The organism is Nocardiopsis sp. NPDC006938 (genome assembly GCF_042869555.1).
Taxonomy (GTDB): Bacteria; Actinomycetota; Actinomycetes; order Streptosporangiales; family Streptosporangiaceae; genus Nocardiopsis.
Genome location: NZ_JBIAGA010000006.1, coordinates 146,309 through 173,031, shown reverse-complemented (window position 1 = coordinate 173,031; position 26,723 = coordinate 146,309). Strand labels below are relative to the sequence as shown.

The following is a 26,723-nucleotide window of genomic DNA, read 5'->3' as shown; positions in this document are numbered from 1 at the left end:
CCTGCTCTCGAAATCCGCGGAAGTTAGACCTCTTCGACACTGCTCGGCTCACGCCTGCCCAGGTCGATTCCCAGTTCTTCCGCGGCGCGGAAGACGTCCTCGTCACTGTCCCGCATCTCGATGGACATACCGTCACTGGACAGCACCTCCACGTTCAGACAGAGCGACTGCATCTCCTTGATGAGCACCTTGAAGGACTCAGGGATGCCCGGCTCGGGGATGTTCTCGCCCTTGACGATGGCCTCGTAGACCTTGACGCGACCCACCACGTCGTCGGACTTGATGGTGAGCAGTTCCTGGAGCGCGTAGGCGGCGCCGTACGCCTCCAGCGCCCAGACCTCCATCTCGCCGAACCGCTGGCCGCCGAACTGCGCCTTACCACCCAGCGGCTGCTGCGTGATCATGGAGTACGGGCCGGTGGAACGGGCGTGGATCTTGTCGTCCACGAGGTGGTGGAGCTTCAGGATGTACTTGTAGCCGACGGAGATCGGCTCGGCGAAGGGCTCACCGGTACGGCCGTCGAACAGGCGGGCCTTGCCGTCCTCGTTGATGAGGCGGTTGCCGTCCTTGTTCGGGCGGACCGACTGGATGAGGCCGCTCAGCTCGTCACCGTGCAGGCCGTCGAAGACCGGCGTGGCCACGCGCGAGTTGGGCTCGACCTCGGCCGCCCCGATCGCGTGCAGCGACTTCTGCCACTCCTCCTCGACCCCCTCGACCAGCCAGCCGTTCTTGGCCAGCCAACCCAGGTGGACCTCCAGTACCTGGCCGACGTTCATACGGCCGGGGACGCCCAGCGGGTTGAGGATGATGTCGACGGGGGTGCCGTCCTCCAGGAAGGGCATGTCCTCCTGGGGCAGGATCTTCGAGATGACGCCCTTGTTGCCGTGACGGCCGGCGAGCTTGTCACCGTCGGTGATCTTGCGCTTCTGGGCCACGTAGACGCGGACCATCTCGTTGACGCCGGGGGCGAGCTCGTCGCCCTCGTCGCGGCTGAAGACGCGGACGCCGATGACCTTGCCGGTCTCGCCGTGCGGCACCTTCAGAGAGGTGTCGCGGACCTCGCGGGCCTTCTCACCGAAGATGGCGCGCAGCAGGCGCTCCTCCGGGGTCAGCTCGGTCTCGCCCTTGGGCGTGACCTTGCCGACGAGGATGTCGCCGTCGACGACCTCGGCGCCGATGCGGATGATGCCCCGGTCGTCGAGGTCGGCCAGGACCTCCTCGCTGACGTTGGGGATCTCGCGGGTGATCTCCTCCGGGCCGAGCTTGGTGTCACGGGCGTCGACCTCGTGCTCCTCGATGTGGATCGAGGAGAGGACGTCGTCCTGCACCAGGCGCTGGCTGAGGATGATGGCGTCCTCGTAGTTGTGGCCCTCCCAGGACATGTACGCCACGAGGAGGTTCTTGCCCAGCGACATCTCGCCCTGGTCCGTGGACGGACCGTCGGCGAGGACCTGCTTGACCTCGATGCGCTGACCCTCGTGCACGATGGGGCGCTGGTTGAAGCAGGTGCCCTGGTTGGAGCGCTGGAACTTGCCCATGCGGTACGTCTTGCGCGTGCCGTCGTCGGCCATCACGGTGACGTAGTCGGCGGTGACGTCCTCGACCACACCGGCCTTCTCGGCGAGGATGACCTCACCGGCGTCGGTGGCGGCGCGGTACTCCATGCCGGTGCCGACGAACGGCGACTCGGCGCGCAGCAGCGGCACGGCCTGGCGCTGCATGTTGGACCCCATGAGCGCGCGGTTGGCGTCGTCGTGCTCCAGGAAGGGGATCATGGCGGTGGCGACCGACACCATCTGGCGCGGCGACACGTCCATGTAGTCGACCTCGTCGGTGCTGACCTGCTCGAACTCCCCGCCCTTACGGCGGACGAGCACACCGGCCTCGGCGAAGCTCCCATCCGGGTTCATCGGCGTGTTCGCCTGCGCGATGACGTAGAGGTCCTCTTCGTCAGCGGTCAGGTAGTCGACCTGGTCGGAGACCTTGCCGTCGATGATCTTCCGGTACGGCGTCTCGACGAAGCCGAAGGAGTTCACGCGGCCGTAGGCGGCGAGCGAACCGATCAGACCGATGTTCGGGCCCTCGGGCGTCTCGATCGGGCACATGCGGCCGTAGTGGGACGGGTGGACGTCACGGACCTCGAAGCCCGCGCGCTCACGGGACAGACCGCCCGGACCCAGCGCCGAGAGGCGGCGCTTGTGGGTCAGGCCCGCGAGGGGGTTGGTCTGGTCCATGAACTGCGACAGCTGCGAGGTGCCGAAGAACTCCTTGATGGAGGCCACGACGGGACGGATGTTGATCAGGGTCTGCGGCGTGATCGCCTCGACGTCCTGGGTCGTCATCCGCTCGCGCACCACGCGCTCCATGCGGGCCAGGCCCAGGCGGACCTGGTTCTGGATGAGCTCGCCGACGGTGCGCAGGCGCCGGTTGCCGAAGTGGTCGATGTCGTCGGTCTCGACCGGGCGGAGGCCGAGGACGGTCTCCTTCTCGACCTCACCAGCGTGCAGGCGCACGAGGTAGTCGATGGTCGCGACGATGTCCTCTTCGGTGAGGGTGCCCTGGGTGAAGTCGGTGTCGAGGCCGAGCTTCTTGTTGATCTTGTACCGGCCGACCTTGGCGAGGTCGTAGCGCTTGGGGTTGAAGTACAGGTTCTCCAGCAGCGCCTGGGCCGACTCCTTCGTGGGCGGCTCTCCCGGACGCAGCTTGCGGTAGATGTCCAGCAGCGCGTCGTCGGTACCGGCGGTGGGGTCCTTCTCCAGGGTGTTGCGGATCGACTCGTACTGGCCGAAGCGCTCAAGGATCTGGTCGGTGGTCCAGCCGAGCGCCTTGAGCAGGACGGTGACGCCCTGCTTGCGCTTGCGGTCGATGCGGACGCCGACGAAGTCGCGCTTGTCGACCTCGAACTCCAGCCAGGCGCCGCGGGACGGGATGACCTTGCAGCCGAAGAGGTCCTTGTCCGAGGTCTTGTCGACGGACTTGTCGAAGTACACACCCGGGGAGCGGACGAGCTGGGACACGACGACGCGCTCGGTACCGTTGATGATGAAGGTGCCCTTGACGGTCATGAGCGGGAAGTCGCCCATGAACACCGTCTGGCTCTTGATCTCACCGGTGTCGTTGTTGATGAACTCCGCCGTGACGAACATCGGGGCGGAGTACGTCATGTCCTTGTCCTTGCACTCCTCCTCGGAGTACTTGGGCGGCTCGAACCGATGGTCACGGAACGAAAGGGACATCGTGCCCGAGAAGTCCTCGATCGGGCTGATCTCCTCGAAGATCTCTTCGAGACCGGACTGCTCCGGAACGTCCTTGCGGCCGGCGTTGCGGGCCGTCTCGACCCGGGTCTTCCACGTGTCGTTGCCCAGCAGCCAGTCGAACGACTCGGTCTGCAGGGCCAGAAGGTTCGGAACCTCGAGGGGTTCCTGGATACGGGCGAAAGAAACGCGGTGCGGACCAAGGGCGTTAGCGGAGGCGTTGCGCGAGGCTGCCAACAGGGGTCCTTCCGAAGGCTTGTGGCGGTTGAAGCGCGCACGCCAGACGATCCGTCACGAGAGGGACCGCCGCAACGCGGTTGAGACGGTCACATCGAGCGGGTGACGGGCCTTCCGGAACCAGAGAAATGGGATGCGGAAGCCGTACACCGACACAGGGATCACCAAAGGGCAGCGCAAAAGAGCAGTGTAGCCGAACACCACACCGCTGTCCACTCACGGTCCACAGCGCCACTCACGACACCGGCAGGATCACCCCTGGAGGGCGATCCGTCAAGCCCGGCGTGCGCCCACCCGCGCCCCCGGAGGGAGCCGACGGCCCCGGGTCGTACCCGGGCGACGGCCGTACCGCCACCGCTCGCATCCCCGGGGGTAGGCCCTGGACCATCAGGGTGAAACAGTGCGCCTGCCCTGGCCCCACGGGGGATGTGAGCCAACGGACACCCGAGAGGATTCCCCCGCCCCAGGCGGGTAAACACTCTCTCCGGAGGCCTTCAAGATTCCCGGGACGGGAGATTATCGCGTCCCGGGGACAGTTCGCACACGCGCACTCGGGGTTCACGCCCGCGAACCGCCCCAGCTTCGCACACCGCCCAGCTCACGACGGTTCAGACACGGCGTCGTACACGACATACGGGACGTCGGTCCGTGGTTCGCCCCCGTGGCGGCCCGGGTTCCGGACCCCTGGCCGGAACCCTCGGTTTTCCGCAGGACCGAATCCCCCGGGCCGTCTCCGGACACGAGAAAGCGGCCGCCCCTCCCAAAGGAGGAACGGCCGCTTCACGCAGACCAGCGGGCGGCTGGCGCCCGCGGAGGACTACTTGAGGGTGACGGTGGCGCCAGCGCCCTCAAGGGCGGCCTTGGCCTTCTCCGCGGCCTCCTTGTTGACGCCCTCGAGCAGAGCCTTCGGGGCGTTGTCGACGAGGTCCTTGGCCTCCTTGAGGCCCAGGCTCGTGAGACCGCGGACCTCCTTGATGACCTGGATCTTCTTGTCGCCAGCGGACTCGAGGACGACGTCGAACTCGTCCTTCTCCTCCTCGGCGGCCGGGGCGGCACCGGCGGGGCCGGCGGCGACGACGGCGGCCGGGGCGGCGGCGGTGACGTCGAACTTGTCCTCGAACAGCTTCACGAACTCGGAGAGCTCGAGGAGGGTCATCTCCTCGAACGCGGCAAGCAGGTCCTCGTTGCTGAGCTTCGCCATGATGCGATCTCTCTTTCTCTAACGACACGCGCGCCCAGTGGCGCATCGTGCGAGCCAGTGGCCGGGCGCCGGGGGCACCCGCCGTGGTTCATGGGGTTTAAGCGGCTTCCTCGGAACGCTTGTCCGCCAGGGCCTGCGCGAGACGCACAGTCTTGGACGGGAGCGCCTGGAAGACGGCGGCGGCCTGGCCCTGCTTGGCCTTGAGCGCACCGGCCAGCTTCGAGAGGAGAACCTCTCGGGACTCCAGATCGGCCAGCTTGGTGACGTCCTCGGCGCTCATCGACTTACCGTCGATGACGCCGCCCTTGATCACCAGCGGCGCGTTCGCCTTCGAGAAGTCACGCAGACCCTTGGCGGCCTCGACAACGTCCCCGTGGACGAAGGCGATGGCGGACGGGCCCTCGAGCAGATCGTTGATCTGCTCGTCGACGCCGGCCTCCTTGACCGCGATCTTGGTCAGCGTGTTCTTGACGATGCGGAAACGCGCTGTCTGACCGAGGCTGCGGCGCAGTTCAGTGATCTGCGCGACAGTGAGCCCCCGGTATTCGGTCAGCACGGCGCCGTTCGACTCACGGAACTCGTCCGTGAGTTCGGCGACCGCGGCTGCCTTGTCCGGCCTCGCCATGGGACTCCTTCCAACAGTGAACGCTGGTTGATTCCCAAGGGCTCCATGATCGGCGTCAGCACGAGAAAAAGCCCCGAGCGCGAGGCGCACGGGGCACGACCGCGTTCTCAGTACGTGACGTGCACGCCCCGGAACGGGAAAGCTCTGGTGACACCTGCGCGGGCGCCCATCAATGGGTCCTTGGGTCACCCGAGCGGGTGACGACCAGCGGTCTTCGGCAAGTACCAATCGTAGCCGACGCCCGGAGTGCTCGGCCCCCGAGAGGCACCCGCACCACGTGATCGCCACCACTGCTCACCCGCCGGGCGGCGAGGTGACAGCATGGGGGCCCGAGCCCCGCGCCTGAGGAGTCCCCACCGTGGAATCCCCCCGTTCCGCCCTGCTCCTGACCTGTGCCCTGTCCGCGACGCTGGCCGTGCCCGGCTGCGCCCTGTTCCCCGGGGCCGACCGGCCCTGGTACGAGGAGGCCGACACCGAGGCGCTGCTCGCCGTCCTGCCCGACACCGTGGCGGGAGCCGACGACTACACCCTCGACATCGGTGTCGGCACGGGGCCGGAGGGCGGTACCGCGACCCTGCTCACCTACGAGGTGTCGGCGTCCCCCGCGGCCGTGCGAGCCACGCTGAGCACGCCCGGCAGTCCCGAACTGGTGGTGGTCCGCCCCGAGGACGGCCAGGCCCTCCTGCACGACCCCGGGCGTGTGCTGGGAGCCCCGACCGACTGGGTCAGGGGTGACGCGCTCGTACCCTCCCCCTCCCCCGCCGACGTGTTCGACCTCGGCTCCGTGGCCGAGGTGGTCGCGCTGCTCTCCGGGATGGAGGGGGTCGAACCGGGCCCCGCCGAGACCGTCGCGGGCACGGGGACGCTCCCGCTCCACGGTGTGCTGCCCGCGCTCGCGGACGGCGCCGACCCGCAGGGGCGGGCCGTCGTCGGCCCGATGCTGGGCGAGGAGGGCTCCGGACGCCTCGACGTGTCCGTCTGGGTGGACTCCGAGGGCTTCCCCGTCCGCCTGGAGTCCTCGGGCCCCACCTCCTCGCTGTGGCTGGAGTTCAGCGACCGGGGCGCGACCTCCTTCCACGTCCCCAACGGCGACGAGATCAGTGAATCCGTGCCGACATGAGCCCCACCGGGAACCGCGGGTCCGGATTGTCCGTCGAAGGTGGAAAGATCTAGGTCGAAGGGCGTCCCGCTCCATGAAGCGCCCGGGTCCTCCTCCACCGAGAAAGTGAATGATCCCCCGTGAAGACGCGCACCCCGGCCGTGGTCGCCGCCGGTTCCCTGTCCCTGGCCCTCGCCCTCACCGCCTGCGGTAACGACGCGGCCGACGAGACCACCGTCGAGGCCTCCGAGGAGACAGAGGAGAAGGGTGGTCTCCAGGAGCTGCTCAGCAGCCTCGGTGACAACACCGACGACATCACCAACTACACCCTCAGCCTCGACCTGAACATGCCCGACCCCGAGCTGGGCGACATCTCGATGGACATGGTCTACGAGGTGATGGACGACCCCGAGGCCGTCCAGACCACCATGTCCATGCCGTTCCTCGGCGAGATGATGCTGGAGCTGATGTCCCTCGGCGGCGAGGCCCCCGAGGGCGTCACCGCCGACGACCTGGGCACCTTCATCGTCATCCTCCAGCCCGGCCAGGACCCGCTGGTCGCCGACCAGCACGGCCTCCAGGGCGACAGCCCCTGGCTCCGTACCGACGAGGCCAGCATGGACCAGGACCCGGACGAGTTCTTCGACATCGAGTCCCTGCCCGAGCTCGCCGGCGCGTTCGCCGCCCTGGAGCAGGCCGAGGAGACCGGTACCGAGGAGGTCGACGGGATCGAGACCACGGTGGTGTCCGGCTCGATGACCAACGACGACCTGGCCGAGCTCGACCCCGAGCAGGCCCGCGCGGTCAAGGACCTGGTCGGCAGCGACATCGCCGGGACGCTCGACGTCACCCTGTGGATCGACGGAGACGGCTTCCCGATGCGCATGGAGTTCTCCGACGACGAGGCCGACATCGCGATGGAGTTCTCCGCCATCGGATCGACCGCCTTCGACCTCCCGTCCGAGGACGAGATCGGCACCGTGTAACCGCCGCACACGCGAAACGGCCCCCGCTCTCCCTGAGGAGGCGGGGGCCGTTCGTGTGTCACACGAGGACCGCGAAGACCCTAGGCGTCGAGCGGGATGCTCGGGCCCATCGTGGTGGTGACCACGGCCTTCTTGATGTAGCGGCCCTTGGCGGCGGACGGCTTGAGGCGGTTGACCTCGTCGATCGCGGCCTGGTAGTTCTCCAGCAGCTTGGGCTCGTCGAACGAGACCTTGCCGATGATGAAGTGCAGGTTCCCGTGACGGTCCACGCGGAACTCGATCTTGCCGCCCTTGATCTCGGTCACGGCCTTGGCCACGTCCGGGGTGACGGTGCCCGTCTTGGGGTTCGGCATGAGGCCACGCGGACCGAGCACGCGGCCCAGACGGCCGACCTTGCCCATGAGGTCCGGGGTGGCCACGACGGAGTCGAAGTCGAGGAAGCCGTTCTGGACCTTCTCGACCAGGTCGTCGTCGCCGACGATGTCGGCGCCAGCGGCACGAGCCTGCTCGGCACGCTCACCGGTCGCGAAGACCAGGACCCGAGCGGTCTTGCCGGTGCCGTTCGGCAGGTTCACGGTGCCGCGGACCATCTGGTCGGCCTTGCGCGGGTCGACGCCCAGACGCAGGGCGACCTCGACGGTCGCGTCGAACTTGACGGAGGTGGTCTCCTTGGCCAGCTTCAGAGCCTCGGCGGGGCTGTAGAGCCGGTCGCGGTCCACCAGGTTGTTTGCTTTGCGGTGGTTCTTGCTGCGCTTCACGCTGTTCTCCTACGGGAACGTGTGGTCCTAGGGCCAGCGCCTGGCCCTGCCACGGTGGTTCTTGCCGTCGAGCTACCCCGAGGGGAGCTACTTGACCTCGATGCCCATCGAGCGGGCGGTGCCGGCGACGATCTTGGACGCGGCCTCGATGTCGTCGGTGTTGAGGTCGGGCAGCTTGGTCTGCGCGATCTCACGGACCTGGTCGGCGGTGATCGAACCGGCGGTGCTGCGACCCGGGTCGGTGGCGGCCTTGTCCAGCCCGGCGGCCTTCAGGATCAGCCGAGGCGCCGGGGGCGTCTTGGTGACGAAGGTGAAGGAACGGTCCTCGTAGATGGAGATCTCGACGGGGATGACGTTGCCGCGCTGGGCTTCCGTAGCAGCGTTGTACTGCTTGCAGAAGTCCATGATGTTGACGCCGTGCGGACCGAGCGCGGTACCGACGGGCGGCGCCGGGGTCGCCTGACCGGCGGGCAGCTGCACCTTGACGAGTGCGGCAAGTTTCTTCTTCGGAGGCATATCGGGTCCTTTGCCTGATCTGCGTTGTGTGCCGTCCCTGCCTCCCCCACGGAGCCACGGGCCACGGGGACCGCGGTGGAACCGCTGCCGAAGGAGGCTGTCCGTGCCGGAGGCACGGTGTCACGGACCGTCGGGACCGGACGGACCGGAGCGCGTTCCGCCCGGATTCGCACCCGGGCGGGACAGCGCGACAGTGGGCCCGTCCCGCGAAGGACGGACCCACCAAGTCTACGTCGCCCGGACAGTGGTCCGGGCGGGTCGTGGGGAAGGCCCCACGGGGATCAGATCTTGGCGACCTGGTTGAACGAGAGCTCCACCGGGGTCTCGCGACCGAAGATCGACACCAGCACCTTGAGCTTCTGGGTGTCCGCGTTGATCTCGCTGACGGTGGCGGGCAGGGTCGCGAACGGACCCTCCATGACGGTGACGGACTCGCCGACCTCGTACGCCACGTCGGAGCGGGTCTCGGAGCCGCCGCCGGACGCCTTGGCCTGCTGCGCCTGCTCGGGCTCCACCTCCGGCTCGGGCGCCAGGAGCTTGGCGACCTCGAACAGGCTCAGCGGGGCGGGCTTGTTCGACAGGCCCACGAAACCCGTGACGCCGGGGGTGTTGCGGATGGCCGACCAGGACTCGTCGGTCAGGTCCATGCGGACGAGGACGTAGCCGGGCAGGACCTTCTCGGTGACCTGCTGGCGCTTGCCGCTCTTGACCTCGGTGACCTCGTGCTCGGGCACCTCGACCTGGAAGATGTACTCCTCCATGTTGAGGGACTGGGTGCGGCTCTCGACGTTGGCCTTGACCCGCTTCTCGTAGCCCGCGTAGGTGTGCACGACGTACCAGTCGCCGGGCAGCAGGACCAGCTCGTTGCGGAACTCCTCGACGGGGTCGAGACGGGGCAGCTCGGGCTCCGCGTCGGCCTCGTCGGCGTCCTCGGTGCTCTCGTCGGCCTCGCCGGCCAGCTCCGGGCTGTCGGCGTCGGTCGGCTCGACCGCTTCCTCGGACAGCTCGCCCGCCAGGCCGGTCTCTTCCGCCGACGACTGATCCGGCTCCTCTTCGGGGAAGTCGTCAGAGGTCAGTGGGGACTCGGACACGGCTGCTCTTTCTCTCGTCGGATGCGCTAGTGCGTGCGACGCACACCGAAAACGGGCCGTGCGTCGAACCCAGTCCTGCCAGCTTACGGTCTCTCCGGGCGAGGCGGGACCAACGCGCGGACGAGCGTGGCCGGACGGAGCCGACCGGGAGGAACCGGGTGAGGGTGGACACGGCCACCGTCGAGCGGCGCCCACGGGGCGCCGGGAGGGCCGGGGCTAGGCGCCGGCGGGACGGCCGAAGGTGCCGTAGAGCCAGGTCACGGCCTCGCCGAAGGCGAAGTCGAGAAGGGAGACGTAGGCGAGGACGATCACGACGAACACCATCACGACGATGGTGTAGGTGACCAGCTCCTTGCGCGTGGGCCAGCGGACCTTGCGGAGTTCTCCGACGACCTGCTTGGTGAACGTCACCGGACCGGTACGACGCTTCGGCTCCTTGTCGGGCTTCGCGTCGGCGTCAGTCTGAGTCACCTGGGGTCCTTAGGGTCGCGGGTTGCTTCGTATCCCCGTAGTTCCGTCGCCCTCGCGGCCGGGGCGGCGTACACGCCACCCCGACCACGCGCGGACTTGCAGGGCAGGAGGGACTCGAACCCCCAACCGCCGGTTTTGGAGACCGGTGCTCTGCCAATTGAGCCACTGCCCTTAGCGGAAACTGCGTTCCCCACCATAGCCGGTCCTGAGTGCTGTCGCACACCCCTGGCGGAATGTGACGCCCGCACGGCGACCGGCCGACGCGGAAGAGTGTACGCCCTCGGCACGGCGGTGGACAAACCGGTATCCCGCCGTCCGCGCGCCGGTGCCCCTCCCTGGTATCCGCCGGGCCCCTCCCGCCCCGCCGCCGCGACGCGCCTCGTGCTGTGGTGTTGGTCATTCCTGGCACGCCCGGTGCCCCCGATACGGCAGGCTTGGTTCATGGAGACACCGACCACCGCTCGCCGACTGGATCGGCTGCCCAAGGCCCACCTGCACCTGCACTTCACCGGATCGATGCGCCACGGCACCCTGGTGGAGCTGGCCGAGGAGCGCGGCGTGCACCTGCCCCAGGCCCTGGTCAAGGAGTGGCCGCCCAAGCTCAGGGCCACCGACGAACGCGGTTGGTTCCGCTTCCAGCGCCTCTACGACGTCGCGCGTTCGGTGCTGCGCCGCCCGGAGGACATCCACCGCCTGCTGTTGGAGGCCGCCGAGGACGAGCGCGCCGCCGGCTCGGGCTGGTTGGAGATCCAGGTGGACCCCAGCGGGTACGCGTCGCTCTTCGACGGGCTGACCGCGACCCTGGAGCTGATCCTGGACGCCGCCCGGGTCGCCGAACGCGAGACCGGAGTGGCGATCGGCATCATGGTGGCCGCCAACCGCACCCGGCACCCGCTGGACGCCCGGGCGCTGGCCCGCCTGGCGGCGCAGTACGCCGGGCGCGGGGTGGTCTCCTTCGGGTTGAACAACGACGAGCGCCGGGGCCGGGCCCGGGAGTTCGAGGCGGCCTTCAGGATCGCCAAGCGCGCGGGCCTGCTCTCCACGCCCCACGGCGGGGAGCTCAACGGGCCCCGCAGTGTCCGGGAGTGCCTGGACGAACTGGACGCCGACCGCGTCGGGCACGGGGTGCGCGCCGTGGAGGACCCGTACCTGCTGGAGCGCATCGCGACCCAGGAGGTCACCCTGGAGGTCTGCCCGACCTCCAACGTGGGCCTGGGCGTGTTCGAGGAGCTCGGCCACGTCCCGCTGCGCAGGCTCTACCAGGCCGGTGCCCCGATCGCCCTGGGGACCGACGACCCCCTGCTGTTCGGCCCCCGCCTCGTGGAGCAGTACCGGATCGCCCGGGAGGTGTTCGGGTTCACCGACACCGAGCTGGCCGACCTGGCCCGGATGTCGGTTCGCGGCTCGGGCGCCCCCGACTCCCTGAAGAAGCAGTTGCTCGCCGGGGTGGACGACTGGCTGGCGGGGGAGCCGGAGCCGGTGGAGGCCTGACCGGGTGAAGGCCTGACCGGATGGCGGCGCCCCCGGTGGGGGCGCTCAGGCCAGGACCATCCAGGCGCCCTGGCCCAGCATCGCGACTCCCGCGACGAAGAACAGTACGGCGGCGCCGATCCGGATGGCGCGTTCCGGAAGCTTCTTGCCGAGCACGGCGCCGATGGCGATCGCGATGGCGTCGGCGGCGACCATGCCGACGGTGGAGCCCAGCCACACCGGGAGCCAGTGGTACTGCGTACCCACGGTGATGGTGGCGAGCATCGTCTTGTCGCCGAGCTCGGCGACGAGGAAGACCACGAACACGGTCATGAAGCCGGACCGGATGCGGCGGGAGGCGGCGCGTTCCTCGTCCTTGTCGGTCATCTCGTCGCCGCGCAGCGTCCACAGCCCGAAGACGAGGAACGCGGCCCCGGCCGCGAGGGTGAGCCAGTCGGTGGGGATGGCCGCGCCGAGGACCTCGGCGATGAACACGCTGCCCAGGTGCACCACGGCGGTGGCGACGGTGATGCCGAGGATGACGGTGAGGGCGCGGTAGCGGGTCGCCAGGGACATGGCGACCAACTGGGTCTTGTCGCCCATTTCGGCGATGAAGATGGCACCGGCGCTCACGCCGAGGCCGACGAGAAATGCTGACATGGTTCTCCCGCTGTCCGTGATGGGCAGAAGGAGGCGGAGAACGCCCCTTCAACCCGGTCGATTCCTACCGGGTCAAAGGTCTCGTCCGCCCGCTGAGCTGGGCTCACACGGCCGGGACGACGTGTCCAGTATGTCGACCGCGCACATTGGGGACTACTCCCCTTCGACAGTCACGACATTACCAGAACGAATTCACATGGCAATTTGTCGACTGCGCTAATTGTTTTATCAGGAAGGCCAGACAACGGAGTTGGCGGCGCCCAACTTATTTCTTGGCCGAACAGTCACCAGTGGTGACACCCCGCTGACCAGGAGTTTCGTGGCAACCGGCATCCTGTCTCACGCGTCTAGGGGACACATTCCCCGACACGAGGAGCTCCCACGTGGTCCGCAAGACACCCCTCGCCGTGAGCGCGCTCACGGCCGCGCTGTTCCTGGTCGGTTGCGCCGGAGAGCCCTACGACCAGAACGCGCACCGGGAGACGATCGAGACCTACGGCGAGCGGGTGACCGACATGGACGCCGTCACCCGAGCCACCGAGTCCGCGTGCGCGGCGGACAGCGCTGACGCCTGGGTCGACGACTACATGGACCAGGGCGGCGACCCCGGACTCCTCGTCATCGGGCTCGACCAGATGTGCGCCGACCGTGTGAAGGAGTTCGAGGGAGCGCTGTCGCCGTACGGGTGGTGACCGGGGGTCTCAGAGGCTGACGCCGAGCATCACGGGCTCGTTCACCAGCCGCACCCCGAAGGCCGCCTCGACCCCGGACCGCACCTCGCGGGCCAGGTCCAGGAGGTCGGCGGTGGTGGCACCGCCCGGGTTGGTCAGGGCCAGGGTGTGCTTGCCCGAGATGCGGGCGGGGCCGTCGCCGTACCCCTTGGTGAACCCGGCCCGGTCGATCAGCCAGGCCGCGGAGAGCTTCACGTTCCCGGCGTCGTCGGGGTGCCCGGGTACCTCCGCGTCCGCGCCCAGACGGGCGACGGCGCGCTCGCGGAAGGCCGCGTACTCCTCGGGCGACAGCACCGGATTGGTGAAGAACGAGCCCGCGCTGCGGGTGTCCGGGTCGGCGGGGTCCAACACCATGCCCTTGCCCCGTCGCAGGCCGAGGACGACCTCGCGCGCCCGCTCCAGGGGCACCCTCTCCCCCGCGTCCACGCCCATGGCGCGGGCCACCTCGGCGTAGCGGACGGGGCGGCTCAGCGGTCCCCGGCGCAGCTCGAAGACGACCTCGCAGACCACGTACCGGTCGTGCCCCTTGAAGGCGCTGTCCCGGTAGGTGAAGCCGCAGTCGGCGTTGGAGAGCGTGACCAGCTCGCCGGAGGCGCGGTCCAGGACCAGCACCTCGCGGACGGTCTGGCTCACGTCCTGGCCGTAGGCGCCCACGTTCTGGATGGGGGTCGAGCCCACCCGGCCGGGGATGCCGGACAGGAACTCGACGCCGTTGAGCCCCTCGGCCACGGTCCGCTCCACCAGCGGGTCCCACTCCACGCCCGCGTCCGCCCTCAGCAGGACGACCTCCTCACCCGTCTCCGGGTCCGTGCCGCCCGGCGCCGTGGTGACGCCCTGGGAGGCCACCAGGACCACCGTGCCGGGGAACCCGTCGTCCGCGACGACCAGGTTGCTGCCTCCGCCGAGCACGAGCACGCGCTCACCCGAGCGGTCGGCCTCCCTGACGAACGAGACGAGCTCGTCGGTGGAGCTGGCGGTCCGGAAGGCCTTGGCGGGGCCGCCCAGGCCGAGGGTGGTGTGGTCGGCGAGCATCGTGGACACGGGGCATACCTCTTGCGGAGAGAACGAACGCGGGTGCGGGCGGGCCGGTGCGGCCGGGCTACGGGGCCAGACGGACCACGGCCGAGGCCTTGGCCAGGACCTTGGCGCCGCCGGAGCGGGCGGTGAGCAGAACGGTGACGGTGCCGTCGTCGTTCTTGGCCTTCACCTTGCCGCTGACGGTGATCTCGGCGCCCTGGTCGTCGTCCGGGACGACCACCGGCGCGGAGAAGCGCACCGCGTAGTCGACGACGCTGCCCGGGTCCCCGGTCCAGTCGGTGACGACCCGGCCCGCCTCGGCCATCGTGAACATGCCGTGCGCGATCACGTCGGGAAGCCCGACCGACTTGGCGAACCGCTCGTTCCAGTGGATCGGGTTGAAGTCACCCGAGGCGCCCGCGTAGCGGACCAGGTCCAGTCGGCGGACCGGGAAGGTCCGCTCGGGGATCTGGGTGCCGACCTCGACGTCGGCGTGCTTGATCCTGTTCACTGTCTTCCCCGCTTCCTAGGAACCCCGGACGACGAGCATCATGCCCGCCGTCACCACGTGCTCGCCGTCGGCCGCCTCGGCCACCGTCTCCATGGTGATGAGCTCGTTGCCGCCCAGCGCCTTGATGTCGGTGATGCGGGTGACCGTGCTCAGGACGTCGCCCGCCTGGAGCGGACGGCTGTAGCGGAAGCTCTGGTCGCCGTGGACAACCCGGGAGAAGTCGACCCCGAGGTCCGGGTCGGACAGGGCCAGCGCGGAACCGGCCATGCCGAGGATCACCGGGAAGGTGGGCGGGGCGATGACGTCGGCGTACCCGAGGGCCTTGGCGGAGGCACGGTCGAGGTAGACCGGGTTGAGGTCGTTGATCGCCTCGGCGAACTCGCGGATCTTGCCGCGCGTCACCTCGTAGGCCTCGGGCGCGGGGTACTCCCGGCCGAGGTAGTCAGGGTTGATCGCCACGCTCTGTCTCTCCTGTGCGGTGTGCGCTCACGAACCGGCCGGGGCCTGCGCCCGCCGCCCGTGTCAGCAATAACAAAAGCCCGGTGAGCGAAGTGCTCACCGGGCTGGAGTCTACGAGAAGCCGACCGCTCCCTGCCGGGGACGACGGACCTGGAGAACCTAGCGGGTCTCGCGGTGGTCGTTGTGCTTGCGGCAGTTCGGGCAGAACTTCTTGATCGTCAGACGGTCGGGGGTGTTCCGACGGTTCTTGCGCGTGATGTAGTTCCGGTGATTGCACTCCTGGCAGGCCAGGGTGATCTTCGGCCTCACGTCTGTGGCAGCCACTTCGGAGTGCCTTTCTCGCTGGAGACATTACCTGGGCGCAGTTGAACACTGCTGGAGACCCACAACGACCCCTGAGTACTGGGCCTCAGGGGTCAGCGGGTTGGTAGCGGGGGCCGGACTTGAACCGACGACACAGCGATTATGAGCCGCTTGCTCTACCGACTGAGCTACCCCGCCCCGATCAGAACGGAAGGACATCCTACCGCGGATGTCCCTCTGTCAAGGCCGGTGAAGTTCCACCGGCCACCCACCTGAGTGGACCGGAACCTCGTCAAGTGGTGGAGCCCCTTTACGGAATCGAACCGTAGACCTTCTCCTTACCATGGAGACGCTCTGCCGACTGAGCTAAAGGGGCGCGCTGTGGGACTTTCTCTCGTCCGCCCCGGGGGTGTTGCCCCCTTGCGCTGAACACGACTATACAGGGGTTCGGGGGTGGTCTGCCACATCGAGCGCCGGGCACCCCCGCAGGGGCCCGCGGAGCACCGCGCCAGGCCTCTCCCCCGTACACCCCGGAACACACGAAAACCCCTGCTCAGCAGGGGTTTGATCGCGCCCCAGGCCACTCGGAACCCTCCGGAGCGCGGCTCGAAAAAGGCCGCCGATGTGACGCCGTGCACCCGGCCCCCGGTGCTCGGGGGCCGGTGTTCGGGAGCCGTGCCGGACCTCAGCCGTTCGGTTCGGCCAGCCAGACGTTGGACATCGCGTCGCGGTTGATCGTGCGGATGTCGGCGGGCAGGCCCAGTCTGCGCAGGGCGTCCGACAGCCGGGTGTCGTGCGTGAACACGATGAGCTGCCGGTGCCGCCCCACCTCCGCCAGGACCGCGGCCAGCCCCTCCACGGTCTCGGTGTCCATCGCCTGGACCGGGTCGTCCAGCAGCAGGAACCCGAAGGGGTTGCCGTCCACGAGGGCGCGCGGCAGGCAGATGGACAGCGCCAGCGCCTGGAACTCGCCCTGGCTGAGCAGCCCGGGCGCGCTGGTCTGGTCGTCCACCCCGTCGACGGTGACGTCCACCTCGACCCGGCGGCGGGCCCCCCGGCCGATCAACCGCATGCCCTGGAGGTCGATGTGGCGCTCCTGGCGCAGCCGGAACCAGACCTGCTCGGCCTGGGCGGCCACCGGGCCCAGCCGCTCCGCGCGCACGCCGCGCGCGTACTCCGCCAGCCAGTTCAGGGCCGCCTCCGCCGCACCCAGGGTCTCGCTCGCGGCCACGGCGTCCTGGGCGTCGTCCAACCAGGAGGCGAGTCGCTCCGCGAGCTCCGCCCACCCTTCGGTGGGGTCCTCCAACCGTTCCGAGGCGTCCCGGCGGGCGCTGACCGCCGCCGCACGGAGCCTGCGGCCCACCGACTCGATGTGCTCCGCCAGCTCACCGAGGTCCTCGATGTCGGAACCGGACTCCCAGAGCGCCCAGACCTGGCCGAGCTCGCTCTCCGGTGGCAGCCAGGACGGCACCGGGGAGAGCAGGAAGCGGGCCTGGTCACGCGCCGCGGTGGCGCGGTCGTGGGCGGAGGAGGCAATGGCGGCCTGGGGGCGGAGCGCGCGCAGCTGCGCGTTGGCGCGGCGCACCCAGTCCGCGCCCAGCGCCCCGGTGGCGGAGCAGGTGGGGCAGGTGGTCTCGGTGGGGTGGCGCTTGTGGTGCTCCAGCGCCTGTTCGAGGAGCTGGACCACACCGTGCGCGTGGTCGCCCTTCGTCCCGGCGGCCATCGCCAGTTCCATGGCGGCGCCGCGCAGTTCGTTCACGACGTCGGCGATGATCGTGCGTTCGGGAACGGCCAGGCGGCGCAGGCGGCGCAGCACCACGTGCAGGGCGGGGTCGCTGGGGCCGTCGTCGGCGGCCACCCGGCGCAGTGCCTCCAGGTCCATGGAGGGCGCGGTGAGCACTCCGACGGCCTGCGCGGCCCGGGGGTCGCCGGAGGCGCCCAGGACCTCCAGGAGGGGGCGGATCTCCCGTGAGGGCCGTTCACGGCGCCGGACGAGGGCGTCGCAGACCTTGGCCAGTCGGCGTTCGGCCTCGGCCAGCCCGGTGAGCCCGAGCAGGGCGGTGAGGGTGTCGTAGAGCTCGGCGGCGCGTCCCGTGACGGTACGGCCTAGTTCGTCGTAGGAGAGGAAGGGGCGGTAGCGCACCAGGTTCTCGCCCCAGTCGAGGGTGCGCAGCGGCGAGACCTCGCCGCCGGGGTGCACGACCTCACCACGCGCCGAGCGGACGCTCTCCCCGGTCCAGCGGCGGCTGATCCGGGTGGGGCCGGGGTCACCGGCGATGTGGATGTCCACGGTCGCCTCGGTGCGCTCGTCGTAGTGCAGGTTGCGCCATCCGTCGCGCCAGCCCGTGGGCATGGCGTCCCAGCGCGGGTTGCGGCCGGTCAGCGCGGCCTCCGCCGCCTCGGCGAAACTCGACTTGCCGGAACCGTTGCGGCCGACGATCACGGTGAGTCCCGGCCCCGGCGAGAAGGTCAGGTCGGCCGGGCGGCCGATGCCCCGGAACCCCTGGACGCGGATACCCGTGAGGTAGGCGCGGCGCACCCGTCCGGGCGAGGGCTCGGGATCGCCCTCGGGCACCAGCCCGGGGACGTGTTCACCCCTCAGGAGGGCCTCCAGCGCCTCCTCGCCCCACACGGCGGCCCCGACCCAGGCACGGACCTCCTCGGGCAGCCCCGACACCGCCAGGGCGTCGAGGAGGGCCTTGGTGGTGGGGTCCTCGGTCTGGGACGCGGCCGCGTGGCCGTCCCGTCCTGTGCGTGTGTCCGCCTCGGGTCCCCGAGTCACCTTCGCCACCCCGCTCCGTTATCGAACCTGCACCAGCAGAGTAGGACAGGACGGGAGGAAGCGCGCTGGTGGTGCGCCCGCCGGACGGCTCCCGGCCCCGGTCCGGCCCGCCCACGGCGCCGACTCGGGGGCGGTGCGGCGCCCCCGGCCGTCCCGGACGCCCGTCCCCCGCCGACCGCCCGACTCCTCCCGCACGGTGCTCACCGTCCCCACACTCCCCGGCGCCCTCGTGTTCGCCGCCACCGACACGCCCCCGGCGCCTTCCCCGGAAAACGGACGTGACCCACGCCACTGTGGCACGGTCGGCCGGAGCGTGTCGGCGTGTCCCCGAAACCGCCCCGGCCCGGGGTCACACCCCGACCAGCCGCCTCCTGCTGCCGTCCCAGGTGAAGTGCAGGGTCGCGATGCCCGGGACGTTCGGGTCGCGCAGGCACTCGTAGATGTTGAGACTCGGCACGCTCGCGAAACAGCCCCAGACGCGCTCGGACGTCAGCACGAAGTCCAGGTCGAGTTCGACCAGCAGGCCGAGCAACCGCCCGTGTGTGGGCTCGTCGACCTTGGCGAAGGCGTCGTCCAGCAGGATCAGGCGCGGCGCCCACGGGGCGCGGACCGCCAGGGCGTCGAACTGGGCGGCGGCGGCGGCGAACAACACCAGGTAGGCGACCACGCGCTGCTCGCCCTGGCTGAGGGCGGTGCGGTGGCCCAGACGGCGCTCGTCTCCGGCGGAGTCGGTGACGTACACGGTGAAGGTGAACCAGGACCGGTAGTCGAGCGCGGCGCGCAACTGGGCTCCGCCGGTGGCGGTCGGGTCCAGGCGGCGGATCGCCTCGATGCAGCGGCGCAGGGCGTCGCGCAGGCGGGTGGTCTGGACCCGGGTGCGCTCCTCGGGCGGGGTGGCCAGCAGCGGGACGACCGCCTCGACGTCGGCGCCCGCGTCCGGGGCCAGGCTCCAGTCCATGCGTACGCCGAGACCGGCCGAGGTGGTGACGTCCTTGAGGACGTCGTTCATGGTCGCGATGAGGGCTCGCGCCTCGTCGATCTGGCGGGAGAGGTGACCGGCCAGCTCGCCCAGGAGGTGGCGCTCGAAGGCCTCCTCCTCGGCGACGGCCACGGTCTCCTCCGCGCGCACGACCGCCTCGGCGACCCGTTCGGCGTAGGCGGCGACGTCGTGGGCGCCGTCCTCGTCGTGGACGGTGAGGCGCTTCACCCCGCGTGGTTCGCTGAGTTCGGTACGGGTCTGCCCCCAGCCCACCGAGGTGAGGAGGCGGTGCAGCTCCTCCCGGCTGCCGAGGATGCCGCTGTCGTCGACCTCGACGACCTCCTCCTGAGCGGCCAGCCCGCCCTCCAGCTGCGAGGCGAAGGAGGCCAGCAGGGCCAGGCGCTCGTCCGGCCCGGTGGTCTCGGCCTCCGGGCCGCCGTTGACGGCCGCGAGGTAGCGGGCCAGGGGCGCGTCGTCCCCCGCGCAGTCCTCCAGCCCCGCCGCGCGGAGCAGCACGGCGTCGGGAACCGTGTCCTCCGTGCCGGTGACCGCCCTGCTGTCGGGGTCGCCGACGGTGGTGACGGAGGAGACCAGGGCCTCGCCCGCCGCCAATGCCCGGCGCACCTGCTCGGCGCGCTCGGTGGTGGCGACCTCCAGGCGGGCCTCCGCGCTGACGCGCTCGTCGCGGGCGCGCTGGGCGTCGCGTTCGAGTTCGGGCAGCCGACCGGCGGCCTCCTCGGCGCGCTCCCTCACCTGGGCACGGGCCGCGTCGATCTGTTCCGGAGCGACGCCCCGGGCCCGGTCGCCGAGCTCGAACTGACGGCGCACGGTGATCATGTCGTCGATCGCCGCCGCGCGGGCGTCCTCGGCCAGGACCCGGGCGGCCCGGGCCCGCGACCACGCGTGCGTGTGGCGTTCGTGGTCGGCCAGCTCCCAGGCGAGGACGTCCAGGTCGCGCAGGGCCGAGGCGATCAGGACCCGTAGGTGGTCCAGGGCCCGCAGGGCGCTGTCGAGTTCGGCGCGCACGGTGGGCAGGCGCTCCTCGCGGGCCGCCTCGGCCAGGCGCGAGCGGATGCCGAGGAGTTCGGTCCGGGCCGCCTCGGCGGCGGACCCGGCGGTGTCGTGCGCCCGCCTGGCCGCGGCCACGTCGGCGCGGGCGACGTCGAGCGCGGCCCAGGCGCGGATGAGCGGAGCGGCCTCGGGGAGGTCGCGGGAGACACCGAGCAGTTCGGTGTAGGAGCGCTCGACCCCCCAGCGGCGCTCGCCCGCCTCCGCGAGGAGGGCCTCGGCGATGGCCATACGGCGGTCGGTGTTGGCGGACCGGCGGTCGCGGGCGCGTTTACGGGCGGCCTCGCCGATGAACTCGGGCTCGGCCTTGAAGTGGGCGCCGGAGGCCACCCCCAGGCGCCACCCACCGGAGAGCGACATGGAGCTGACCGTGGTGACGGCGCTGTCGCGGCGGTGCTTGGGTTCGGCGTCCTCGGAGCTGCCGGGCGTCTCCGAGTGCAGGGCGATCGAGGACAGCAGGGAACGGAGGTTGTCGCCGTGCGCGCCCCGGTCGGGGAAGGCGACGGGCACGAGGACGTCCAGCAGGGTGCGGCCCTTGGCGGGGCGGGCCGGGGTCACCATCAGGTCGCGGGTGGCGGGGTCGACGAGGGTGCCGTCCGCGCGAATCCACCCGGCGAGCAGGCCGCTGGCCTCCAGCGCGGCCTCCAGCCCGGCCTGGTCGCGCGGGGAGAGGCCGTCCGCGAAGTCCACGGCCAGGTGGAAGGGGACTCCGTCGGCCTCCGGACGCGGGTAGGTGGCCCAGGCGGGGCGTTCGGGGGCGCTGTCGGCGTTGCGGGCGCGGCGGGCCGCGAGGTCGGCGAGCTCGTCGGAGAGCTGGCCCTCCTCGTTGACGGCGACGTCGCGACGGGCCCGCAGCTCCTCCAGAAGAGGGTCGACGGCCGTGTGGGCGAGCCGGGCGACGGTGGCCGGGACCCGGGGGTCCAGCACACGCAGGGTGTCCGTGATGGGCAGCTCCACACTGCCCTCCAGCTCGTGGATGGCCTCGCCGAGGGCGTGCGCGTGGCTGGAGTCCCGCAGCCGGGCCGCCCAGGCGCGGACCCCGTCCGCGTAGGCGGTGCTCTCGGCGCGCAGCGCGCCGATGGCCTCCTGTTCCCGGGTGTGGGCGTGCTCCAGGACGGCCTCGGCGCTCTCGGCCTCGCTGGTCAGCGCGACCAGGCGGCGGTCCGCCGCGGCCGCCGCGGAGGTGAGGCCGGTCAGCCGGGCGGCGAGGTCGGTGCGGTCGGCCGCGGAGTCGGCGGCGGAGGTGAGCCGGTCGTGCAGGCGGCCGAGCTGCTCACGGAGGTCGGCGAGGTCGACGCCCTCCACCGGGGCGCGCTCCACCGCCTGTTCGAGGCCCTGGAGGTCGACCCGGGTGGCGCTCTCCCTTGGCGCGTGCACGGCGGTGCGGGCGTCGGGGATCTGGCCGAGCGCGCGGGTGTCGAGCCCGGCGGCGGTGGCGGCGCGCGCCGCCTCGACATGGGTCTGGCGCAGGACCTCCAGCGCGCGTTCGATCGCCGCGGAGTCCTCACCGAGGCGCTCCACCGCGTGGGTCTCGGTGGTGGCGGCGTGCTCGGCGGCGGCCCAGGCCGCCTCCGCGGCGCGGATGTAGGCGCCCACGGCGGCGTCGTAGGCGCGGCGCTCGTTGGCGGTGGCGGTGGCGGCGCCGTTCTGGGCCGAGGCGAGGGTGCCGTCGTCGGCCTCGGCGGTGTCGCGAGTGCGGCGCGCCTGGTCGCGTTCCTCCGCGATCTGGCTCTCGGCGGTGATGAGGTCGTCCAGCTCCGCGCGCAGGCGGTCGGTCTCGTCCGTGCGGCGCGTGCAGGCGTCGAGCTGTTCTCGGACCTCCGAGGAGCGGGCGCGCAGGGTGTGCAGGAGGTAGCCGTGGTAGTCGGTGAGGAAGGCGGCGACCCCCGCACCGGCCTCGGCGAGCCCGTCCTTGTCGCTGCGGGCCTGTTCGAGGTCGGCGATGTTGCGGGCGACCTCGTCCAGGACGGACTCGTCCATGGGCGGGAGCGCCTCGGACAGCACGCCGACCAGCTCACCGGCCTCCAGGCGGTCGCCGATGGTGGGGCGGCGCAGGCGGTAGAGCAGGTGGATGAGGTTGCGGTAGCGGACGGAGTCGTCGATGCCGAACAGGTCGCGCATCACCCGGGCGCGGTAGGGGACGGCGCTGGTGAAGCAGTTGTCGGAGCCGATCTCCGAACGCAGCCGGTCGACGGGCTTGGGGCGTCCGTCGGTGACCAGTTCGAGGTCGTGGCCGACGCGGCGGTCGGTCACGAAGAACACGCAGCGGGGGTCGGCGTCGCCGACCGCCATCACCGCCGCTCCGAGGGTGATGTGGCGGGGCGGGACGCCGGGGTCACCGGTGTCCGCCACCGTGGCGTCGGTGCCGGGGTCCTCCCCCTCGGGTGAGGCGCCGCCCTCCCCTTCGGCCGCCGGGGCGGGGACGAGGGCGGCCAGCAGGGCGGAGGCGGTGGTGGGAGCGGACGCGGCGAGCGAACGGGCGGGGGCGTCCAGCCCCCGGTCGCCGCGCGCGGTGGTGAACTCGACCCACAGGTAGCCCAGGCGGGTGGCGGGCCCGGACCCGGTCTCCCCGCCGTCGCCGGGGGCCGCCGGGGCGGCGCCGTCCGCGGGCCCCGTCTCCTCCTCCACCTCGGGAGCGGGTTCCGCGGGGCCGCCGAGCAGGTCCGGGCCGGTGTCCTCGGGGACCGGCCCGCGACCCGCGCGGGGGTCGTCGGCCATCAGCCACCGCAGGCTGGTGCGGTTGGTGCCGGTGGTGTCCAGGCGGCGGACGTCGCCGTCCAGCAGGAACGGCAGCAGCATCTCCAGGGCCTTGGACTTGCCCGCGCCGTTGCGACCGCGCAGCAGGAGCCGCCCTTCGGCGAAGTCCAGGACGTGGTCGTCGTACTGCCAGACGTTCCTGATGCCCGCGCGTTCCAGGCGGTAGCGGGGGGTGTCGGCAGGATCAGCCGGAGCCGTCCCGGGGGCCTGGATCGTCTCCTGTGTCACCACTGGTCGCGCTCACCTTCTCGTTCGCCACCGTTTGCAGCACGGACGCCACACGGTCGAGGTCGCCTCGGGCGTCGGCCCCGGGGGCGGGCCCGTCCTGACCGGAACCACGCGGAGGCGCGGGGTGTGTCCGGCTGTCTTCGTCATTGTCCTGGATCAGGGGGACGCACTCGTCCACGTCGGCGCCGAACCGGGCCGCGGCGGCGGTCAGCGCCCACGCTCCGGGGCCGCCCGACAACAGGCCGAGCCCGGTGAGGAGCTCCGTCACGAGACCGGACAGGCGTTCCGGATCGGGGATCTCGGGCCCGGCCGCGCGCGCCCACTCGGCGCGGGCCGGGGCGTCGGCTCCGCCGAGGGCGTCCAACGCGGTACGTAGTTCCAGGTCGGACACGGGGACCGAGGTGGCGGGGCGGCCGGGGTGCAGGCGGCCGGACAGGTGGCGGACCAGGGCGAGGGCCGTTCGACCCACCGGGTCGTCCGAGGGGAAGCGCACGGCGGCCTCCGTCTCGTCCGGCATGACGAGCGCCACACCCTCGGCGCGGATCTCGGTGTCGCAGCCGAGCAGGTTCCCCAGGGCGGCCGCGGCCCGCCACTGGTGGGCGGCGAGCCGGTCGCGCTGGCGGTCGGGGAGGTGTTCGCGGTAGACCACGGCGGTCTCGGCGAGCAGGCGGCGCAGGGCGATCTCACCCGCCTGGTCGGTCTCCGGGTCGGGGTCCGACGCGTCGGCAAGGAACGTCCCGGGGTCGTCGCCCGCCCGGGGTAGGTGGGCGACGACGGCGCGCAGGGCTCCGGTGTCCGGGGCCAGCTCGACCCGGTGGGCGGGGTCCGCCTGGTGGGCGAGGACGCTCCCCGAGGTCTCGGTGAGCGCGCCGAGGCCCACGAGGTGCCGGAGGGCGGCGCAGAAGGCACGGCGCTCGCCGAGGCCGCGGCCCGGGTCCGCGTCGACCCCGGCCTCTCTCGCGGCCGCGCGGACCCGTTCGGCGAGGACCCGCGCGGTGACCGCTCCGGTCTGCTCGACCAGGACCGCCAGGACCAGCGCCAGGTAGGTGTGGGTCCGGGGGGTGAAGCGGGTGCCGGTGGTACGGGTGGCGGGCCGCACCACCTCGTCGACCAGGCCACGCTTGACCAGGCGGGCGTGCTCGTCGGCGACGGTCAGGCGGTAGCCGAGCACCCGCTGGAAGCGCTGGACGAGCCATTCGGTGTGGGAGCGCACGAGGGAGAACTCGGCCGGGTGGGTGCGCCGGGTGAGCAGGGGGTGGGCCATGAGCGCGCGGGCCGCGGCCTGACGCTCACCGATGAGGGCGGCGTCCTCGGTGTGGGTACCGGTCTCCATCACTCCCACCTTCCGGTTCGGGGCGTGTCTCCGGCGATGTCGATGGGGCCGGTGGTCTCGACGTCGGGAGCGGAGCCGGTGGGGTCACCGGTGCCCGGGGGTTCGTGGGGTGCCCGGCCCGGCGGGACGGGTCCGGGGGGTGTGGTCCTCCCGGGGGGACTGGAGCGCTCGGAGAACACGGCGTGCGCGCCGGGCCCACCCGGTGCCCAGGAAGCGTCCGGCGCACCGGAGGCCGGGGACCCGCCGCCCGGGGCGGGCGCGGGGGGCGCGCCGGGTGTGGCGCGACCACCGGTCCCACCCGGGCCGTCGGGCGCGGGGGGCGCGCCGGGCACACGGGGGCCGCTGGGCCCGGGGGCGGAGTACGCACCCTCCCAGGGAGCGCGGGAGGCCGGGGCGGGCGGCCCCGGCCTCTCGGAGGCGAGGGGCGGAGCACCGGGTACCGTCCCGGAGGCCGCACCGGTCTCAGGGGTCCTACGGGGTCCACCGGAGGCTCGGGGCGGCGCGGTCCCGCGCGACCCACCAGCCGCACCGGGACCCGGGTACCCAGAGGTCACGCTCGGCGCACCAGAGGCAGCGTTCCGGTTCTCCGGGGCACCGGACGGCGCGCCCAGAACACCGGGCCCGCTCACCGCCTGATCCCCACCAGGCCCACCAGGCGCAGCAGGCCCACCAGTCGCAGCAGACCCCGAGTCCCCAACGGCCGCGCGGGCCCCTTCCGGGGCTCCTTCGACGAGGGGCCCACGGGGCGGCGCGGACCCCAAGGACCCACCGGGCTCGGTTCCCGCCATCGCACCGGTACCCGAACGTCCCGAAGGCCCGGCGTCGCGAACGCCGGGGGCCGGTGCCCCGCCGAGTACCTCAGAGGCGCCGACCCCGGATACCTCCGAGGCGCCGCCCCCCGAAGACCCGGACGTCGTGATGTCGGCACCCGTGTCACCCGTCGCGAGGGGTACACCGGTCACGGGTGTCGTGCCCCCGGCCTCCGCACTCCCGGCGTTCGCGACAGGAACACCGGAATCGTCCGGCGCGGTGGAGTCCCCGACCGCACCGGGCGCCGCCGCCCCCGGAGCCTCCGTGGGCCCTGCGGTGACCGTCGGCGCGCCACGGTTGTCGAGCGCCCCGGACTCGCCGGGTTCGGGCGCTCCACCGGCCGCGGTGGACTCGGGCCTGCCGCCGGAACCGGCGTCCGTCCCAGCGCCGGACGTGCGGTCACCCGAGAGGACGGTCCCGGCCGCTCCGGGCTCCGCGTCCGCCCCGGGGGCGGTCGCCCCCGAGGAGTCGGACCCGGCGGGCGCAGCGTGCTCTTCGTAGGAGGTGACGCACAGGCTCAGGCCCTCCAGCGTCAGGTCGCCGCCCTCGCCCCGGACGGTGAGCTCGGCCCCGGGCGCGGAGACGACGTGCAGGCGCAGTCCGAACTCCAGGTCACCGGCGGAGGTGGGGCGCCTGGAGGCGTCGCCGGAGCCCAGCGCGGCGGTGAGGAGCTCCATGAGGACCTCCATGCCCGCGCCGGACAGGTCCAGACGGGCGCGGTCGGCGGTGGGTTCGGTGAGCAGGGAGCGGATCTGTTCGGCGCCGGCGCGACGCCAGTGCGCGGAGGACTCGGCCGCGTCGCGCAGGCGCGCCTGCTGGGCGCGGTGGTCGCGCACGGGCTCGGGCGGTCGGGTTCCGGGGTGTTCGGTGACGGTGCTGCGGTCCGCCTCGGCGTGCCACCAGCTCGTGGTGGCCGCGACCGTGTCGTCGACCCGCCCCTCCAGGTGCCGTGCGGGGTGTAGGGCGAACGCGGCCGTGGCCAACAGCTCCGCGCGGTCCGGTTCGGCCTCCTCGAACCAGGCGGCCAGGCGCAGCAGAGCGGCGCGGCCGTGCCGTGGCACCGGCCGGTCACCGGTGCCCTGTCCTTCGTCCGCGCGGTCGTCCGCCCACTGGTTGAGTCCCACAACTCAGCAGACTAGAGACCTCCGGGGCCCGCCACGCCCGGATCGGCCGGACCGGAGTCGGGTGAAACCCGCTCGGCGCCCGATCTGACCAGCGGGTTCGATAGTTTTCTCGACTTTGTGAGGATTCCGGGGAGCGGGGGCGGAGTCGAAGCTCACGTCCCCCCGCCCGGGGGCCCGGGCCCCGACGATCATGCCGCGCTCGCGACCACCGGGCGGCCGTCCGCGTCGATGGCGGCTCCACCGACACGATCGG

Annotated in this window: 20 protein-coding genes and 3 tRNA genes; 4 read left to right on the top strand and 19 right to left on the bottom strand. The window is 71.6% G+C overall.

The genetic code is table 11. The features are described from left to right. Positions 1 to 23: 23 nt before the first annotated feature. The 3 genes from rpoB to rplJ form a co-directional block, all read right to left on the bottom strand. Positions 24 to 3,491 carry a DNA-directed RNA polymerase subunit beta gene (gene rpoB / locus ACFYL4_RS12085; protein WP_357760492.1) on the bottom strand — a complete coding sequence of 1,156 codons (3,468 nt, stop codon included), beginning with the start codon at positions 3,489 to 3,491 and terminating at the stop codon, positions 24 to 26. A gap of 817 nt (positions 3,492 to 4,308) precedes the next feature. After that, positions 4,309 to 4,692, bottom strand: coding sequence for a 50S ribosomal protein L7/L12 (gene rplL, locus ACFYL4_RS12080; RefSeq protein ID WP_357760489.1), 384 nt, complete (start codon positions 4,690 to 4,692; stop codon positions 4,309 to 4,311). A gap of 97 nt (positions 4,693 to 4,789) precedes the next feature. Next, positions 4,790 to 5,317, bottom strand: coding sequence for a 50S ribosomal protein L10 (rplJ, locus tag ACFYL4_RS12075; RefSeq protein ID WP_357760487.1), 528 nt, complete (start codon positions 5,315 to 5,317; stop codon positions 4,790 to 4,792). Between the two features lie 358 nt (positions 5,318 to 5,675). Here rplJ and ACFYL4_RS12070 point away from each other — a divergent pair, with 358 nt between their 5' ends. Further along, positions 5,676 to 6,437 carry a hypothetical protein gene (locus ACFYL4_RS12070; RefSeq protein ID WP_387518279.1) on the top strand — a complete coding sequence of 254 codons (762 nt, stop codon included), beginning with the start codon at positions 5,676 to 5,678 and terminating at the stop codon, positions 6,435 to 6,437. Positions 6,438 to 6,556: 119 nt separating this feature from the next. Beyond that, positions 6,557 to 7,402 carry an LppX_LprAFG lipoprotein gene (locus ACFYL4_RS12065; RefSeq protein WP_387518278.1) on the top strand — a complete coding sequence of 282 codons (846 nt, stop codon included), beginning with the start codon at positions 6,557 to 6,559 and terminating at the stop codon, positions 7,400 to 7,402. 80 nt (positions 7,403 to 7,482) lie between these two features. Here ACFYL4_RS12065 and rplA read toward each other — a convergent pair whose 3' ends face one another. The 5 genes from rplA to ACFYL4_RS12040 all read right to left on the bottom strand — a co-directional run bounded on the left by rplA (position 7,483) and on the right by ACFYL4_RS12040 (position 10,410). After that, positions 7,483 to 8,160 (bottom strand): 50S ribosomal protein L1, encoded by a 678-nt coding sequence (rplA, locus tag ACFYL4_RS12060; RefSeq protein WP_357760478.1) that lies wholly within the window; start codon positions 8,158 to 8,160, stop codon positions 7,483 to 7,485. A gap of 87 nt (positions 8,161 to 8,247) precedes the next feature. Then, positions 8,248 to 8,676 carry a 50S ribosomal protein L11 gene (gene rplK, locus ACFYL4_RS12055; protein WP_357760475.1) on the bottom strand — a complete coding sequence of 143 codons (429 nt, stop codon included), beginning with the start codon at positions 8,674 to 8,676 and terminating at the stop codon, positions 8,248 to 8,250. Between the two features lie 281 nt (positions 8,677 to 8,957). Continuing rightward, on the bottom strand, positions 8,958 to 9,767 hold the full coding sequence (gene nusG, locus ACFYL4_RS12050) for a transcription termination/antitermination protein NusG (protein ID WP_357760472.1): 810 nt from the start codon (positions 9,765 to 9,767) through the stop codon (positions 8,958 to 8,960). A 216-nt stretch (positions 9,768 to 9,983) separates the two neighbouring features. Then, on the bottom strand, positions 9,984 to 10,238 hold the full coding sequence (gene secE / locus ACFYL4_RS12045; protein ID WP_049569206.1) for a preprotein translocase subunit SecE: 255 nt from the start codon (positions 10,236 to 10,238) through the stop codon (positions 9,984 to 9,986). 99 nt (positions 10,239 to 10,337) lie between these two features. Further along, positions 10,338 to 10,410: transfer RNA gene (locus tag ACFYL4_RS12040), tRNA-Trp, on the bottom strand. A 269-nt stretch (positions 10,411 to 10,679) separates the two neighbouring features. On the opposite strand from ACFYL4_RS12040, the gene ACFYL4_RS12035 reads away from it, so the two are divergent. Beyond that, the gene (locus ACFYL4_RS12035; RefSeq protein WP_357760468.1) at positions 10,680 to 11,729 is read left to right on the top strand and encodes an adenosine deaminase; all 1,050 of its coding nucleotides are present in this window, start codon (positions 10,680 to 10,682) and stop codon (positions 11,727 to 11,729) included. 45 nt (positions 11,730 to 11,774) lie between these two features. Here ACFYL4_RS12035 and ACFYL4_RS12030 read toward each other — a convergent pair whose 3' ends face one another. Further along, complete coding sequence (locus ACFYL4_RS12030) at positions 11,775 to 12,368, bottom strand: TMEM165/GDT1 family protein (protein WP_357760465.1); 594 nt, start codon at positions 12,366 to 12,368, stop codon at positions 11,775 to 11,777. A gap of 383 nt (positions 12,369 to 12,751) precedes the next feature. On the opposite strand from ACFYL4_RS12030, the gene ACFYL4_RS12025 reads away from it, so the two are divergent. Then, positions 12,752 to 13,060, top strand: a complete 309-nt coding sequence (locus ACFYL4_RS12025; protein ID WP_357760462.1) for a hypothetical protein — start codon at positions 12,752 to 12,754, stop codon at positions 13,058 to 13,060. Positions 13,061 to 13,069: 9 nt separating this feature from the next. On the opposite strand, the gene ACFYL4_RS12020 is transcribed toward ACFYL4_RS12025, so the two are convergent. From ACFYL4_RS12020 to ACFYL4_RS11975, 10 genes are all read right to left on the bottom strand, one after another. Next, a complete protein-coding gene (locus ACFYL4_RS12020; protein WP_357760460.1) occupies positions 13,070 to 14,140 on the bottom strand; it encodes a UDP-N-acetylmuramate dehydrogenase in 1,071 nt (356 codons plus the stop codon). A 58-nt stretch (positions 14,141 to 14,198) separates the two neighbouring features. Then, a complete protein-coding gene (locus ACFYL4_RS12015) occupies positions 14,199 to 14,627 on the bottom strand; it encodes a MaoC family dehydratase (RefSeq protein WP_357760457.1) in 429 nt (142 codons plus the stop codon). Positions 14,628 to 14,642: 15 nt separating this feature from the next. After that, entirely contained in the window at positions 14,643 to 15,086 is a 444-nt protein-coding gene (locus ACFYL4_RS12010; RefSeq protein WP_357760454.1) for a MaoC family dehydratase N-terminal domain-containing protein, read from the bottom strand. A gap of 159 nt (positions 15,087 to 15,245) precedes the next feature. Beyond that, a complete protein-coding gene (gene rpmG, locus ACFYL4_RS12005) occupies positions 15,246 to 15,410 on the bottom strand; it encodes a 50S ribosomal protein L33 (protein ID WP_026117477.1) in 165 nt (54 codons plus the stop codon). A 101-nt stretch (positions 15,411 to 15,511) separates the two neighbouring features. Continuing rightward, positions 15,512 to 15,587 (bottom strand) — tRNA-Met (locus tag ACFYL4_RS12000). A gap of 102 nt (positions 15,588 to 15,689) precedes the next feature. After that, positions 15,690 to 15,765: transfer RNA gene (locus tag ACFYL4_RS11995), tRNA-Thr, on the bottom strand. Positions 15,766 to 16,074: 309 nt separating this feature from the next. Further along, on the bottom strand, positions 16,075 to 18,180 hold the full coding sequence (locus tag ACFYL4_RS11990; protein ID WP_387518277.1) for an AAA family ATPase: 2,106 nt from the start codon (positions 18,178 to 18,180) through the stop codon (positions 16,075 to 16,077). Between the two features lie 340 nt (positions 18,181 to 18,520). Continuing rightward, positions 18,521 to 23,206 carry an SbcC/MukB-like Walker B domain-containing protein gene (locus tag ACFYL4_RS11985; protein WP_387518276.1) on the bottom strand — a complete coding sequence of 1,562 codons (4,686 nt, stop codon included), beginning with the start codon at positions 23,204 to 23,206 and terminating at the stop codon, positions 18,521 to 18,523. Continuing rightward, the gene (locus ACFYL4_RS11980; RefSeq protein ID WP_387518275.1) at positions 23,160 to 24,536 is read right to left on the bottom strand and encodes a TIGR02678 family protein; all 1,377 of its coding nucleotides are present in this window, start codon (positions 24,534 to 24,536) and stop codon (positions 23,160 to 23,162) included. Before ACFYL4_RS11980 ends, ACFYL4_RS11985 begins: the two co-directional genes overlap by 47 nt. Then, positions 24,536 to 26,470 (bottom strand): DUF2397 family protein, encoded by a 1,935-nt coding sequence (locus tag ACFYL4_RS11975; protein ID WP_387518273.1) that lies wholly within the window; start codon positions 26,468 to 26,470, stop codon positions 24,536 to 24,538. The genes ACFYL4_RS11980 and ACFYL4_RS11975 overlap by 1 nt, the downstream gene beginning before the upstream one ends. Between the last annotated feature and the right edge of the window lie 253 nt (positions 26,471 to 26,723).

What these genes read in the sequence shown, in the direction of transcription:
- rplJ (WP_357760487.1), bottom strand. Translation starts at nt 5,317, where the DNA reads ATGGCGAGGCCGGACAAGGCAGCCGCGGTCGCCGAACTCACGGACGAG.
- ACFYL4_RS12035 (WP_357760468.1), top strand. Translation starts at nt 10,680, where the DNA reads ATGGAGACACCGACCACCGCTCGCCGACTGGATCGGCTGCCCAAGGCC.
- ACFYL4_RS11980 (WP_387518275.1), bottom strand. Translation starts at nt 24,536, where the DNA reads ATGGAGACCGGTACCCACACCGAGGACGCCGCCCTCATCGGTGAGCGT.
- rplL (WP_357760489.1), bottom strand. Translation starts at nt 4,692, where the DNA reads ATGGCGAAGCTCAGCAACGAGGACCTGCTTGCCGCGTTCGAGGAGATG.
- rplK (WP_357760475.1), bottom strand. Translation starts at nt 8,676, where the DNA reads ATGCCTCCGAAGAAGAAACTTGCCGCACTCGTCAAGGTGCAGCTGCCC.
- ACFYL4_RS12030 (WP_357760465.1), bottom strand. Translation starts at nt 12,368, where the DNA reads ATGTCAGCATTTCTCGTCGGCCTCGGCGTGAGCGCCGGTGCCATCTTC.